The sequence below is a fragment of the Anaerocolumna sp. genome (assembly GCF_032079385.1).
Taxonomy (GTDB): Bacteria; Bacillota; Clostridia; order Lachnospirales; family Lachnospiraceae; genus Anaerocolumna.
The window spans coordinates 217,769-232,895 of the sequence record NZ_DAMAUC010000004.1 but is presented as its reverse complement, the minus strand read 5'-3'; the positions used below and the strand labels follow the sequence as shown (position 1 = coordinate 232,895).

The following is a 15,127-nucleotide window of genomic DNA, read 5'->3' as shown; positions in this document are numbered from 1 at the left end:
TTCTATACATCTATTAAGTCAGTCTAATTTCTCTAAATTATATCGTTGTTCTTCTTATATTGGACTCAAAAAAGCGATTATATCCAATCCAGTCACATTTTTCATCTGCACCTTGCAGTATTTCCGTCATGGTCTGCAGTTTAGCATCTGCATTATCTGCAAAATTAAGAGCAAAAGCCTCTGCAATAGCTGGCTTCTTTGGTGAGCCGTATTCCAATTCACCGTGATGAGATAGTATACAATGTCTTAATTCCATTGCTAAATGTTTTGGGAAACCCGGAATAGTCCGAATCCTATTTCCCAGAATCTCAGCTCCTATAAATATGTGTCCTAACAATTGGCCTTCATCGGTATAGTCATTCTCCGGAAAAGAAGACAGTTCTTCCATCTTGCCAATATCATGAAACATAGCAGCCGTTATCAATAAATCCCTGTTTATAATCGGGTACTGACAGGCAAAATAATCACATAGCTTGACAACGCTTAAAGTATGTTCTAACAATCCGCCGATAAAACCGTGATGAACAGTTTTGGCAGCAGAATGTTTCTTAAATCTATGAATAAAGTCGGTATCAGCCACAAAAAAGCTTTCCGCAAGTTTTCTCAAATGAGGTTCCTGTAATTTACTGATATATTTTAATATTTCACTGTACATTTCTTCAATATTCTTTGTAGTAGAAGGTACAAAATCTACAGGATCATATTCCCCTTCCTGACTCCTTCTAACCCGTTCAATATTTAGCTGAAGCGCACCTTGAAAACTAATAATTCTACCTTCCACATGGATATATTCCATAGCTTCAAATTGTTCAATACCATTATGAAGCTTCCACACTTTACCGTCAAGATTTCCGCTTTTGTCTTGCAGTGACAAGGAAAAATAATCATTACCTGCCTTTGTCATTAGATTTCTTTTTTCCTTGCAGAGATAAGTTTCGCATATCATATCTCCCTCACGCAAATCCTTAATATATTTCATTCTGTTAATACCTAACCTTTCTAATTTCACATATTTACATTGTACACTATTATTACATAGAATCAAAGTGGTTATTTTTCTGAAATAAAAGGAATTCAAAGAAAAAAACCACTGAAAAGCACCCTTGGTTGAACATAATTTTATGTCCAGCCCAACATTTGGCACCTTTCAGTGGTATCTATAATAGCACTCTCATGCTGATTTTAATTATCATCTCTAAAAAATCGGAATTTCATTTTTAGTTCTTCTTAGTTAACTTTTTTCTCCAATACAACTTCCAGGGTTAAGTCCTTTTCTGCATTCTTAGTGCCGCGTTTTATTGTTACATGAACAGGTGTTTTCGGTTCATATAAGGAAATGATATTATAGAAAGAATTCATGGAACTAATAGGTGTTTCATTTACTGTAAGTATAATATCACCGCTCTTTAATCCGGCTTCTAACGCCGGAGATTCCGGTTCTACTTCTGTTACAGAAACTCCGTTTACAATACCTGCTTTTTCTAAGGCATCCTCTGTCATGTCCATACCTTTTATTCCAAAATAAACACGGTTTTGATTATTCACAAGGCTTTTAATAATCTTTTTTATACCGGAGATTCCTATAACGGTATTTACATCCTCGTTGACTTCATCCTTTAGAACCTGTGTAATGATTCCGATTACTTCACCTTTTAAATTTATAATTACTCCGTCACCATTTTTGTTATCATTAACATTTGTATTAAATAATTCCATTTTATTATCGGTAATATATGCACTATTTCCTTTGCTGGTAATGAATCCATACTCCATAGAACCTACATAGCCATTGGGGCTGCCTAATGCAATAATCGGACTTCCTATCACAAGGGCAAAGGACTCGCCTAACGGTAAAGGCTTGATATCTTTTCGGTGTTGTTCCGGGATATCTTTTAATTTTACTGCAATGGCTGCCATATTAAGATCAGAATCGTAACCTTGCAGAATTCCTTCTGCCTCAACGGAATTAAAGAACGTAACCCGAATGCTGTTAGCTTCCTTAATCTTGTCCAAACTAATTAAAATAACCAGCTCAGCACCATTATCAGCTACAATTACACCATTGATCACTTTTTTAACTTCATATTCATTATTAAACCAGTCTACTCCTTTGCTGACACTTGTTACAGTCACCATAGAGCGGTTGGCAAGATTGGCAACAGATCTTAATTCTGCATATATATTAGAATAATCATCTATATTTGCGGGGATGGAATTCTCAATAACCACCGTATCCGGAGTATGTACCTGTTCCCCTTTGGTTCCCTGCTCATTGACATTCTGTTCCCCTGGGGAACTTTCACTGCTCGGATCTTGTCCATTATCACCTGCTGTATTATCCTTGTTGTTCTCTGTCGAACCAGGATCAGTATTAGTTTTATTCTCATCTTCCGGTGACATAGTTGGAAACTCTACTGTTTTTTTATCTTTATCCACATTCAGAAACTTATTTAACTTAGGAACAGAAATACAAAATGCCACACCTGCTATAACACCAAATATACATCCTAATACTATAGTCCAGCCTAAAGAAAGCATCATCCTCTTCCATCTGCTTTTCTTTTTGGATGTGATCTGTTCTTGAATAAAAGAAAACTTATTATCCTTATTATTATAATCTTCTGACATTTCATTTCTCCTTTAGGACAATCCATAAGGTTATTTTATCACCGACTTATGAACAATATATGAATGTTTTGTAAACATAAGGAAGGTTTATGGCTACTTTTGAAAATATAGTTTTAATTTTGTGTGAAATAAGGTAAAATAGGTAATGACATCATATCAAATACTCTGCATTTTGGCAATATAGTTTGTAAATGAAGGAGGATTCTATGAATTCCAAAGTATTAAAGACCTTAGAATATAATAAGATTATAGATAAATTAACAGAACTTGCAGGTTCCAGAATGGGCAAGGACTTATGTACCGCTCTTCTCCCCTGTGACAGTTTAACAGAGATTACTCTCAAACAAAAGGAAACCAGTGATGCCTTGTCTCGTATCTTTAAGAAAGGCAGTCTTGGCTTTTATGGACTACACGATATCCGTTCTTCCTTAAAGCGCCTGGAGATTGGTTCTACCTTAGGAGCAGGAGAATTGCTGCATATGAGTTCACTCTTAGATGCGACCCTTAGGGTGAAATCCTATGGATGCAGAGATACTGAAGAAAGCAGCCAGGATTCTTTAGACGAGATGTTTACCTCTCTGGAACCATTGAGCCCTTTAAACAACGAAATCAAACGTTGTATCATCAGTGAAGAGGAAATAGCCGATGACGCAAGTCCCACTTTAAAGGGAATCCGTCGTTCCATGAAAATAGCCAATGACAAGATCCATGAACAGTTAAATTCTATCGTTAGTTCGTCCAATTCAAGAACTATGCTTCAAGAGAATATTATAACCATGCGAAACGGAAGGTACTGTATTCCCATTAAACAAGAATACCGCGGTCAATTCCCTGGAATGATACATGATCAGTCCTCCTCCGGTTCCACTTTATTCGTTGAACCAATGGCTGTTGTTAAATTAAATAATGATTTAAAAGAGCTGGCAATTAAAGAGCAGGAAGAAATCGAAAAAATACTGGCTGATTTAAGTAATTTGGCAGGTATGGAGATTGAAAAGCTTTATAACAATGTTACTACTATGGCTCAATTAGATTTTATCTTTGCCAGGGCCAATTTGTCCAAGCAGATGAAGGGCAGTGAGCCAAAATTCAATGAAAAAGGAATCATTAATATAAAAAAGGGAAGGCACCCTCTCATAGATACTAAGAAAGTGGTACCCATTGATATTCATTTAGGAAAAGAATTCAGCCTCCTGGTAATAACAGGGCCAAATACTGGCGGTAAAACCGTATCCTTAAAAACAGTAGGCTTATTTACCTTAATGGGTCAGTCAGGACTTCATATACCCGCTTTTGATGGTTCACAGCTGGCAGTATTTGAGGAAGTTTATGCGGATATCGGGGATGAACAGAGTATTGAACAAAGTTTAAGTACTTTTTCCTCCCATATGACCAATACAGTATCCATACTGGAACATGCCAATTACAAATCTCTTGTATTATTTGATGAATTAGGGGCAGGAACCGATCCAACCGAAGGTGCCGCTCTTGCTATGGCTATCTTGTCCAATCTTCATAAGAGAAAAGTAACTACTATGGCAACTACCCATTACAGTGAATTAAAAGTATATGCTCTGTCTACGGAAGGGGTTAGTAATGCCTGCTGTGAATTCGATGTGGAGACTTTAAGGCCAACTTATCGTCTTCTGATTGGAATCCCCGGTAAAAGTAATGCCTTTGCCATCTCCTCCAAACTGGGATTACCGGATTATATCATTGAAGATGCCAGTAACTTAATTGGCAAACAGGATAAGAGTTTTGAAGATTTAATCAGTGATTTAGAGCAAAGTAGAATCACTATGGAAAACGAGAGAGAGGAAATCACGGCTCTAAGACAGGAAGTAGAACAGCTTCGTAATCGATTGACTCAAAAGAATGAGAAAATAGATAAAGCAAAAGAAAAAATATTAGAGCAGGCCAATGAAGAAGCCAGAAAATTACTTCAAGAAGCCAAAGACTTTGCAGACCGTTCCATTAAGAACTTTAATAAATGGAATGCAGAAGGCGGCATCAATAAAGATATGGAAAATGAGCGTGGCGCTTTAAGAGAAAGATTATCGGAAACGGAGTCTAAACTTTCCATCGGGAATAAACCAAAACAGCGTAAGGCATTAAAACCAAAAGACTTTAGATTAGGGGATGCAGTAAATGTGCTGAGTTTAGGTTTAAAAGGAACGGTAAACAGCCTGCCGAATGCCAAAGGAGATTTATTCGTTCAAATGGGAATATTAAGATCCCAAGTAAATATAAAAGACCTGGAACTAATTGATGAGCCGGTTATCACCGGACCTACATTAAACCGTACTGGAAGCGGTAAGATTAAAATGTCTAAAACTGCTTCTATCAGTCCGGAGCTGAATCTAATTGGTAAAACCGTAGATGAAGCGCTTCCTGAATTGGATAAATACTTAGATGATGCTTATTTATCCCATCTTCCAAAGGTAACCGTTATTCATGGCAGAGGCACAGGTGCTCTTAAGAATGCAGTTCACACTTTCCTTAAGAAAGCCAAATATGTAAAGTCCTATCGCTTAGGAGACTTTGGAGAAGGCGGACAAGGTGTTACCGTAGTAGAATTTAAGTAACAGGCGTTAAAGCGCCAGAATCGAGGTAATTATGGCTACAAAGCAAAAGATTTTAATTGTAGATGATGATGTAAATATTGCCGAATTAATTTCTCTTTATTTAACAAAAGAGTGTTTTGATACCTTAATGGTTCATGATGGAGAAGAAGCTATTAAAAGCTTTGCTACTTATGAGCCCAACCTAATATTATTAGATTTAATGCTGCCTGGAATTGATGGATATGAGGTGTGCCGTGAGATACGTAAGACCTCTTCTGTCCCAATTATCATGTTATCTGCGAAAGGTGAAATCTTTGATAAAGTATTGGGACTTGAATTGGGAGCAGATGACTATATTATTAAACCTTTTGATTCAAAAGAATTAGTAGCCAGAGTAAAGGCAGTATTACGCCGTTTTCACCCTGCTGCGGCAAAGCCTGCAGAACCGGAAGTTCCGGAGCAAACAGGAGAATATGTATCATACCCTGATTTGATTATCAACCAGTCCAATTATTCCGTACAATACTATGGTCATACCATTGAGATGCCACCAAAAGAATTAGAACTTTTTTATTTCCTGGCTTCTCACCCAAATCAGGTATTTACCAGGGAGCAATTATTGGACCACATCTGGGGATATGAATACATAGGTGATACTAGAACCGTAGATGTTCATATAAAAAGACTCCGTGAAAAAATTAAAGATCACCCCAGTTGGAGTTTATCTACCGTCTGGGGTATTGGTTATAAATTCGATGTGAAAAAGAATTGATGTAGGAATATATTCTGGTTTCAAACCAAATGGAAAGGAGGCTTAATAGAGTATGAAACGCAAGTTATGGTTTAATCTGGTCATATGTTATATACTGTCTGCTGTTTTTATGTTTACCATGCTAAATACTTATGGAATCAGCCGGATAGAGAAAAAAATGATACGAGAGAAAAAAGATATACTCTATAATGAAGCCACTTCCATATCTTCCGAATACATGAGTAGTTTTTATAAAAAGCAAATGGCTCTTGGCTATCTGACTACCCAAATAACAGTGATCGGCAATATATTAGATGCTAGAATCTGGATCGTAAACAGAAGCGGCCTGGTAATATCCGATACCAGACCGGAAGAATCAAAGGTAAAAGAAATTAATGTCTTAAATATCGATCCTGATTTTTTATCGGAAACTTTCTCCGATTATACGGTTATGCCCGGAGTGTTAAGAGAACCTATGCTTAGTGTTGTACTGCCGGTAAGTTATAATTATCAGGTGCAGGGCTATATTGTGATTCATTCCTCTTTAAATCAAATAAGTAAAAATGCAGTTTATTTTGTAGATGGTATTAACCTGATATTTCTAGCCTTTTTAGCTTTTTTATGTATCATATTCATTGTAATATATTTTTTCACAATTACGCCTTTATCAAAGCTAAATAAGGCAGCTAAAGAATATACCTCCGGTAATTATATCTATCCCCTTAAAATAAATCGGACAGATGAATATGGGGACCTTGCCAATTCTTTATCGTATATGGCAGGTGAAATGAATAAGCTGGATGAGTACCAGAAGAAATTTGTAGCGAATATATCACATGATTTCCGTTCACCCTTAACCTCCATAAAAGGATATGCGGAAGCTCTTTTAGACGGCACTATTCCCTTTGAAATGAAAGACAAATACCTTGGTATTATACTTTTTGAAACAGAACGTCTGAATAAGCTTACTTCCAGCTTATTGACCTTAAATCGATTTGAGAACAGAGGTACTTTCCTTGAGATAGCTTCCTTTGATATTAACCATATCATTAAGCAAACTGCTGAAAGCTTTGAAGGAACCTGTACTAAGAAAAAGATTACTTTAAATCTGGTGTTCTCTGCAAAAGAAATTTATGTGGATGCGGATATGGGTAAGATTCAGCAAGTCCTATATAATCTGCTGGATAATGCTATTAAATTCAGCCCTCAAAATTCAAGTATAAAAGTATCTACCACCGAAAAAGGCGATAAAGCCTTTGTTTCTGTAAAGGATTATGGCATCGGAATTCCAAAAGAAAACCTCAAAAAGGTTTGGGAGAGATTTTATAAAACAGATGCCTCCAGAGGCAAAGACAAGAAAGGTACCGGACTTGGTCTTTCCATTACAAAAGAAATCATCACAGCTCACGATGAAAATATAAATGTAATCAGCACCAAAGGTGTCGGTACGGAGTTTATATTCAGCCTTCCACGAACAGAAGGTTTCCTGATCTAATTATAACAAGTCAATGCAGATATTTCCACTTGCCTTCAAGCAAGTTTATCCGCTTATGCTGCTTGCTCATAACCTCATTGCCGCTTCGTGGCATTCCAGCAGGAGCTTGAACGCCTGCAGAAGCAGGGAAGGCCTCCCCTCCCGGTTCTGTAAGCAAGGTTCTTCCCTGATGAGGTTAAATTAGCGAAGAATCCAGATAATTTATAATTCTAAGATTCTTCGCTTTGTTTATGTTAGCTACTATTATTTTACTGTTCTTACTAGCCTACGGTTTCATGACTCTTTACTTTTGAGGTACAGAATAAAAAATATAAGGTTATGGCAGCATAATTATAACTATAAACTTTCGTTCCAGGAATGATGGTGCAAATGCCCTACCATATTCATACCGGAGAAGTTATTCTGACGCAGGGCTTCATATAAAACTATAGCGGCCGAGTTAGCCAGATTAAGGGAACGGATTTCTCCGATCATAGGAATACGCATACAATTATCTTTGCTTTCCAATAGAATTTCTTCCGGTATTCCTGCACTTTCCTTACCAAACATAATAAAGCAATCCGGTTCATAGCTTATTTCTGTATAAGTGTTCAGCGCCTTGGTAGTGGCCATGTATATTTTGGCACCGGGATTCTTGTCTAAAAAATCCTGATAATTATCATAAACAGTGACATCCAGGTCCTTCCAATAATCCATGCCTGCTCTTTTAATTTCTTTTTCATTTAATCGAAATCCCAGCGGTTCAATCAGATGCAGCCTGGTACCTGTAGCCACACAGGTTCTGCCGATGTTACCAGTGTTTGCCGGGATCTCCGGTTCAAATAATACTATATTCATTTCTAATTCATGCCTTTCCTTGGAACTACGCTTTCATTGCAATATTTATTTCAATTGTTTTATCATCATCATATATTAGCGGTATACATATATTTTGAGAAAATGTATTTGAGAAGGTCATATTTCCCATTCCAATGGTGGGAGGTGTTATGTCAATGCCCATACCTTTGGTTGAGAATATGGTTGCAGCATTTCCAAGTATCATATTACCTAACTCGCTAAGAGCGCTGACAGACAAATCATCCAATTGGGTAATTGGCATCATAATCATCTTTGTTGCTATATCACAGGCAACATGATTGGGAAATGCCATCATTACTTGTCCTTTCATTTCTCCTGTAACTCCAATAATGATAATTACCGTATCATCTTTAAAGTTCAAATCCTTTATATAAGGTTTTCCCATTTTTGTCTCTATGCTGCACATATCTTTTAGTATCTTAGCAGCTGCAACCAAAAAGGGATTTATATGTTCCGCATTCATTCCTGCCATGCTGATTTCCTCCTAAGTAACTCATATCATAATACTATCTTTTATACTTCATAACAAATCGTTCTATTCTTTCCATTGCTATCTTTAAGTTCTCAATGGAATAAGCATAGGATATTCTTAAAAATCCTTCACCACAGCTGCCAAAAGCAGTACCAGGCACCACTGCAACCTTTTCTTCTTTTAAGAGTCTGGTGGCAAATTCATCCGATGTCATTCCTAAGCTTTTTATACAAGGAAATACATAGAAGGCTCCATAAGGCTCAAAGCATTCCAGTCCTATCTCATTAAAAGCATTAACGAGATACTTTCTGCGCATATCATAGGCATTACGCATGGTTTCCACATCGGGATCCCCATTCTTTAATGCTTCCACAGCTGCATACTGACTGGTAGTAGGAGCACACATGATAGCAAATTGATGTATTTTTACCATCTGTTCTATAATATTCTTTGGCCCCACTGCATATCCAAGTCTCCAGCCTGTCATAGCATAGGATTTGGAAAAACCGTTAATCAATATGGTTCTTTCCTTCATTCCCGGAAACTGTGCTATGGATACGTGCTGCTTCCCATAAGTTAATTCCGAATATATTTCATCGGTAACTACAAATAAGTCTTTTTCTTCTACAATTTTTGCAATTTCTTTTAAATCATCATACTCCATAATGGCACCGGTTGGATTATTGGGAAATGGTAATATTAAAACTTTTGTTTTATCCGTTATGGCATTTAATAATTTTTCTTTGGTTAATTTAAATTGATCCTTTACTTCCAATTCAATAACAACCGGTTTTCCGCCTGCTAAGGTTACACAGGGAAGGTAGGATACATAACTTGGCTGGGGGATTAAAACTTCATCTCCCGGATCTAACATGGCTCTTAAGGAAATATCAATCGCCTCACTGCCGCCAATAGTTACAATGGTTTCCTGATTGTAATCGTAATAAAGGTTAAACCTTCTGTTTAAGTACTTACAGATTTCTACTTTTAGTTCCTTCAGACCGGCATTGGAGGTATAAAAGGTTCTTCCTTTTTCTAGTGAATATATGCCCTCTTCACGGATATGCCATGGTGTATCAAAATCCGGTTCACCTACACCAAGAGAAATAGCATCTTTCATTTCACTTACAATATCAAAAAATTTACGTATACCGGATGGTTCAATTCCTACAACTGTTTTCGATAATGGGTTTCTCAAGGTGTAATCAGCATCCTTTCATCGCTTTTCTCATGAACTAATGGCAAGCCATGTTCTTTATATTTCTTTAATACAAAATGAGTGGCTGTACTTAAAACAGCTTCCATGGGAGCCAATTTACTGGATACAAAATTAGCAACCTCTCTCATACTTTTTCCTTCAATCATAACCGTTAAATCAAATCCGCCTGACATCAAATAAACGGATTCCACTTCATCGAACTTATAGATTCTCTCCGCAATTTTGTCGAAGCCTTGTCCTCTTTGGGGAGTTACTTTTACTTCAATAAGAGCTGTTACCTTTTCACTTTCCGTCTTATCCCAATTGATTAAAGTTGGATAGCCACAGATAATGGTTTCATCCTCTAATTCCTTGAGGGTCTTTTCAATCTCCTCCACTGTTGTGCCTAACATGGCGGCCAGATCTTTTGATGTTAACTTACTATTCTTATCAATAGCCATTAAAATTTTCTCTCTCATTTTTATATTCCTGCTCCTTTCAGAGTTGAAAAAACCAGTTTTCAACCTAATAAATTGATTAATCATTTTATATTATCCATAATAGCTTATCTAATAAAACAAAGATATTCTAATGCCAAATTAATAACTGATTTATTAACAAAGAGTCCCGCTACATCACTTTATATAATTCATCACTTTTTGGAGGCTCTAAAAAGCGTTTTTCCTCTTCATTCATAACAATACGGTTTCTTCCTTCCGTAATCCGGCCAATAACAGCTGCAGAGATTCCCTGCCTTTTCAATTCATCAACTAAGGCATTGGCCTTGTCCGTTATCATTAACATAACTCCGCTGGATATTAATTGATAAGGATTTAGGTCATAAAACTCACATATTTCTATGGTTTCCTGCTTTATAGGGATTTTTTTAAGATCAACTTCGATACCTGCCTTCGACGCTTCCCCTATTTCCCAAAGAGCTCCAAAGATTCCTCCTTCTGTTACATCATGCATAGAGGTAACTCCCATTTCTCTCCCAATTCTCGCTTCTGGTATTACGGAAATATTCCCAATAAAGTTCTTGGCACCATCAATAAAGTCTCTGGTATATTTACTTAGCAGTTCGGACTCTTTCTTCTTTGCAATAATCGCTGTGCCTTCCAGACCTGTCCACTTTGTCATAACAATTTCCTGTCCCGGCTTGGCACCTGCCGTTTTAATTATATAGCCTTTCGGCATCTTTCCAACTCCGGTTACTGTAACTATAGGCTGGTTCACCGCCGCAGTTATTTCTGTATGCCCACCAAGTATCTCAATATTTAGCTTGGAACATACCCCTTCAATTTCTTTCATAATTCCTTTTAATTCTTCTTCTCTTGTTCCTTCCGGCAGTAAAATGGTAAGCATAATACCTACCACCTCCGCTCCATTAGAGGCAATGTCATTGGCGGTAATATGTACTGCTAATGATCCTATATTGTCTGCCGTTCCTGTAATAGGATCAGTGGACATTACATACACTTCATCCGCGCCTAATTGAATGACGCTGCAATCTTCGCCAATACCGGGTCCTACAAGAACTTCATCTCGTCTATGTTTTATTTGTTTTAATATAGACCTCTTTAAAACTGTTTCAGGGACTTTACCAATCTTCATCTGTTCCACCAAGCCTTCCCAGAAGTATCTTTTTAAATTTATATCTATTGCATTTTATAATGTAGTTACTTTATATACATATATTTTCTATCAGTATCCATTACATGTATTACTATGTCAATATTAAAAGAACAGAATATGAGAAGTTTCCTTCCCATATTCTGATTCAAACCCAGTATCAGTCATTACCACTTGCATCGCTTTGATTAATTGGTTCTGCCTCTTCTGGCTGAGTATTATCCCCTATATTGATTTCATCCGGATTTGTAACATTTGTATTATCTTCTTTCTTATTTTCGTCAGAAGGCTTTTTAGAAGGTTTCTTACCTTCTTCTTTATCTTTATCCTTCTCTTCAACCTCGTCCTCTGGTACCTCTTCCACTTCCATGGTACCAACAGTTACATAACGAGGTGACGCGCTGTAATAACTTTTATTTATTCTGGTTCTGCTGACCTCAGTACCATTTTCATAAACAACTTTATATAATTCGGCTACGTATCCAATGTGAGCAGACTGAGTTGTAACTTCATAAGTTGTGGGTTTTGTAGGATCTTTTGTTACAACGTCAGGTCCCGGCTTTGTTTCACTTAGAATAACTGTTTCGTATTTTACTCGTCTGTTGGCATTTCTTGTTTCTTCACCCCAAATAGTAAAGGTAATTGTTCTGCCCTGAGTATATGCCTGAATTAAGATAGGGGCATTTGTATTATTCTTAAACTTAAGATTCTTCCATGTACCAGCTATGGCAGCATCTCTTGATAAAGCCACATAACCGATTGTCATAGAATGCGCAGCACGTTCCGTAACTTCCAGTTCCGATTCCAATACCGCATTATATAATGTTGTGGTAACCTGACATGCCCCGCCGCCGATACTATCAACTACTTTACCATTCAGGTAAGAACCGGCTGCATAATATCCATTCTGCGGCGTAAATGGAGTTAATTTATCATAAGCAGAGAATTCATCACCAGGATAAAGAATTGTATTATCAATCAATCTTGCACCATTTGCAAGATTTCCTGCCCGGTCTGAAGAAGAAGATGTATAGGTTGTGGAATACGAGCCTAAAACAGTTTTTACTCTTTCAACCATTTCTCTTGTATACTTTGGTTGAACTTCTACCACCTTTCCTGTAATAACAATATCTTCCTTATTCCAATCACCGAATAATGCATTCTTGATATCTGCTAATGTATCCTGAACTTCTAATTTCTTACCTACCACTTCATTGGTATAAACAAAACCACCATTTCCTCTTTTTACAGTAGCATTCAATGGTTCTACATCATAAATACTACATTTCGTTTCTAAAAATTCTTTTATCCTGCTGTCATCTATAGTAAATGCAAGGTCAAAAACTAGTTTATTAACTTCAACGTCTTTTAAGTCTTTATAACGTTTTATTAAATTGCCTTCTTTACCTATTTTCATTGCCTGCTCTATAAAATCATTCTTTGCTTCGGAATAAGCTAAATCATCTAAAGAAACTGTTTCTGATTTATCTTCGATATTTACAGTTACCGTCTTACTTTTCAAATTATTAATGTACTCCTGTACTGCTTCCTTAGCTTGTGCCTCCGTCATTCCGCCTATATCAACAGAATCTATATAAATTCCTTGAGTAATTGCTTCATCTTCTTCAGCAGCACTCACTTTAGAGACAATCATTGTGGAAAAAAAGCAAATTGCAAATAACATTATCTTATACGCAGTTTTCTTCTTCATGGCTCTTATGTCTCCTTTCTTTCAACATGCTTATTTTATCATAATACTTAAAATTATCAAGATAGTGCCCGAATTAATTCCCATAATTCGGGATTTATCCGGCTGCATATGTGACTATTTTGCTATTTGACATTTTAATATATATTATGTATATTCATAATAAATAGTAATTTAAATTATGCAATTGCACTTAATATTACTGGCACTATCATCGATAAAACAAGTAGGACAATTATAATTGTAGATATTATTTTTCTTGATTTTTTGCTTCCAAAATTCATTATTTTCACCTCTTTATTAATAATTTGAAAGGATGTGTATGCTATGCACTTACCACCTATACCTTTAATGTTAATTATAATTTTAGCATTTACAATCTGGCTTCGTTTTATGATAAGAAAGTCAGACCGAAACAACCGTAGGAATATGGAGCAGTTTTGGGAAAAAGAAACAGAATCTAATCATGTTCGCAAAAAAGATATTTCCAATTTAGATTATATTAAAATTCCCATGGACACATTGCCCATTACCGAAACACCAGATACAACACTGCTTTCCATACATAAAACCATAACGGACTTATCTAAAAAACCGATTCTTAACTTAACCGGTTTATCTAATACCGAATTAAAGCTGCGTTATGGTGTTGCTAACCTTACATTTTTATCGGAATGTGATGCTAATTTTACTTTATTGGCCCGTACCCTTTATCAATGGGGTTCTTATCTTTACCAGGAAGGTAATATAGAAGATGCCCTCAAAGTTCTTGAGTTCGGTATTACATGCAAAACCGATGTGGCCAAACATTATCATCTCCTTGCCACCATATACAAAAATATGAATAACAGTAATAAAATAACCCAGTTAATTGAAGTTGCTCAGTCTCTTAGTTCCTTGTCTAAGGATTCTATTTTAAAAGATTTAGAAGCCCTACAATAAACTTGATTCCATATAGGAAATAATCCGAAACCTTTTATAAAGAATAAAATGAATGCATCATTTACAATGATAAAACACCTCCTTGTAGATGATGTATTTTTTATTCCTTACTTCATTCTTCCATGGTTTAATATAATTTCATCAATCCATTTTGATGCTTCACTTTGAGTTAGGTTATCTATTGGCTGTACAATATCTATATTATGATATTTAAGTAAATCTAGCAAGTAATTTTTTTGTTTCCTCGTTACAAATTGTACTTTTTTTACTTTATATATTAGTTGCCTTGGTTCGAATACCTTAGGGTTGTCTTGAAAAAATGCATTACACAGATTTACATACAGCATAACCGTTGCTTTTGCATCTTGGTAAGCTCGATGGGCACGCTCGTTATTTATATTATAATACCGGCACATGCTTTCTAAACTTCTGCTTTCCAAATTTCCATGTAATTTCTTACATAATTCCAAAGTGTCAATTCCCCTTTTATCAAAACTGGCTTGAATCCTTTCAGCTGCAATTTTAATAAAACTATAATCAAACATAATATTATGCCCTATTACCGGATAATCTTCTGTAAAATCAATGAATCTTTGAACCACTTGTTCTTCTCGGTCTGCACCCTTTAACATTTCATCATCTATACCGGTTAAATTAGTTATCAGCGGAGAAAGCTTCATTCCCGGATAAATTAATTCAGAAAAATATTCTACAACCTTTTTATCCTTTACTTTAACAGCTCCAATTTCAATCACTCTATCCGTCTGTGGATTCAGTCCTGTGGTTTCAATATCAAAACATACAAAGGAAGTAACCGGATCTCTTAATTTAACGTCTTTCATAAAACCTCATTTCTAATCTCCATTTCTTAAATAATTT

General features: G+C 36.1%; 13 protein-coding genes. 4 read left to right on the top strand and 9 right to left on the bottom strand.

What is annotated here, in order from left to right; all coding sequences use genetic code 11:
- Positions 1-37: 37 nt before the first annotated feature.
- Together RT261_RS05580 and RT261_RS05575 are read right to left on the bottom strand one after the other, a co-directional pair.
- On the bottom strand, positions 38-979 hold the full coding sequence (locus tag RT261_RS05580) for a 3'-5' exoribonuclease YhaM family protein (protein WP_313130435.1): 942 nt from the start codon (positions 977-979) through the stop codon (positions 38-40).
- Between the two features lie 248 nt (positions 980-1,227).
- Positions 1,228-2,628, bottom strand: coding sequence for a S1C family serine protease (locus tag RT261_RS05575; RefSeq protein ID WP_313130433.1), 1,401 nt, complete (start codon positions 2,626-2,628; stop codon positions 1,228-1,230).
- 206 nt (positions 2,629-2,834) lie between these two features.
- Between RT261_RS05575 and RT261_RS05570 the strand changes: the two genes are divergently transcribed.
- From RT261_RS05570 to RT261_RS05560, 3 genes are read left to right on the top strand one after another with little or no spacing between them, the layout of a single operon-like run.
- On the top strand, positions 2,835-5,213 hold the full coding sequence (locus RT261_RS05570) for an endonuclease MutS2 (protein ID WP_313130429.1): 2,379 nt from the start codon (positions 2,835-2,837) through the stop codon (positions 5,211-5,213).
- Between the two features lie 31 nt (positions 5,214-5,244).
- On the top strand, positions 5,245-5,964 hold the full coding sequence (locus RT261_RS05565; protein ID WP_313130427.1) for a response regulator transcription factor: 720 nt from the start codon (positions 5,245-5,247) through the stop codon (positions 5,962-5,964).
- A gap of 52 nt (positions 5,965-6,016) precedes the next feature.
- Positions 6,017-7,438 carry a HAMP domain-containing sensor histidine kinase gene (locus RT261_RS05560; RefSeq protein ID WP_313130425.1) on the top strand — a complete coding sequence of 474 codons (1,422 nt, stop codon included), beginning with the start codon at positions 6,017-6,019 and terminating at the stop codon, positions 7,436-7,438.
- Positions 7,439-7,774: 336 nt separating this feature from the next.
- On the opposite strand, the gene RT261_RS05555 is transcribed toward RT261_RS05560, so the two are convergent.
- The 6 genes from RT261_RS05555 to RT261_RS05530 form a co-directional block, all read right to left on the bottom strand.
- Positions 7,775-8,275 (bottom strand): tRNA (cytidine(34)-2'-O)-methyltransferase, encoded by a 501-nt coding sequence (locus tag RT261_RS05555; protein WP_313130422.1) that lies wholly within the window; start codon positions 8,273-8,275, stop codon positions 7,775-7,777.
- Between the two features lie 25 nt (positions 8,276-8,300).
- Positions 8,301-8,768, bottom strand: a complete 468-nt coding sequence (locus RT261_RS05550; RefSeq protein WP_313130420.1) for a chemotaxis protein CheX — start codon at positions 8,766-8,768, stop codon at positions 8,301-8,303.
- A 34-nt stretch (positions 8,769-8,802) separates the two neighbouring features.
- Positions 8,803-9,966, bottom strand: coding sequence for an aminotransferase class I/II-fold pyridoxal phosphate-dependent enzyme (locus tag RT261_RS05545; protein WP_313130418.1), 1,164 nt, complete (start codon positions 9,964-9,966; stop codon positions 8,803-8,805).
- The gene (locus RT261_RS05540) at positions 9,963-10,445 is read right to left on the bottom strand and encodes an Lrp/AsnC family transcriptional regulator (RefSeq protein WP_313130416.1); all 483 of its coding nucleotides are present in this window, start codon (positions 10,443-10,445) and stop codon (positions 9,963-9,965) included. Before RT261_RS05540 ends, RT261_RS05545 begins: the two co-directional genes overlap by 4 nt.
- A 151-nt stretch (positions 10,446-10,596) precedes the next feature.
- Positions 10,597-11,580 (bottom strand): AIR synthase family protein, encoded by a 984-nt coding sequence (locus RT261_RS05535; RefSeq protein WP_313130414.1) that lies wholly within the window; start codon positions 11,578-11,580, stop codon positions 10,597-10,599.
- 178 nt (positions 11,581-11,758) lie between these two features.
- A complete protein-coding gene (locus RT261_RS05530) occupies positions 11,759-13,309 on the bottom strand; it encodes a VanW family protein (RefSeq protein ID WP_313130412.1) in 1,551 nt (516 codons plus the stop codon).
- A gap of 348 nt (positions 13,310-13,657) precedes the next feature.
- On the opposite strand from RT261_RS05530, the gene RT261_RS05525 reads away from it, so the two are divergent.
- Positions 13,658-14,248, top strand: coding sequence for a hypothetical protein (locus RT261_RS05525; protein WP_313130410.1), 591 nt, complete (start codon positions 13,658-13,660; stop codon positions 14,246-14,248).
- Between the two features lie 107 nt (positions 14,249-14,355).
- Here the strand turns inward: RT261_RS05525 and RT261_RS05520 are convergent, their stop codons facing one another.
- Positions 14,356-15,090 (bottom strand): 3'-5' exonuclease, encoded by a 735-nt coding sequence (locus RT261_RS05520; protein ID WP_313130407.1) that lies wholly within the window; start codon positions 15,088-15,090, stop codon positions 14,356-14,358.
- Positions 15,091-15,127 lie beyond the last annotated feature (37 nt).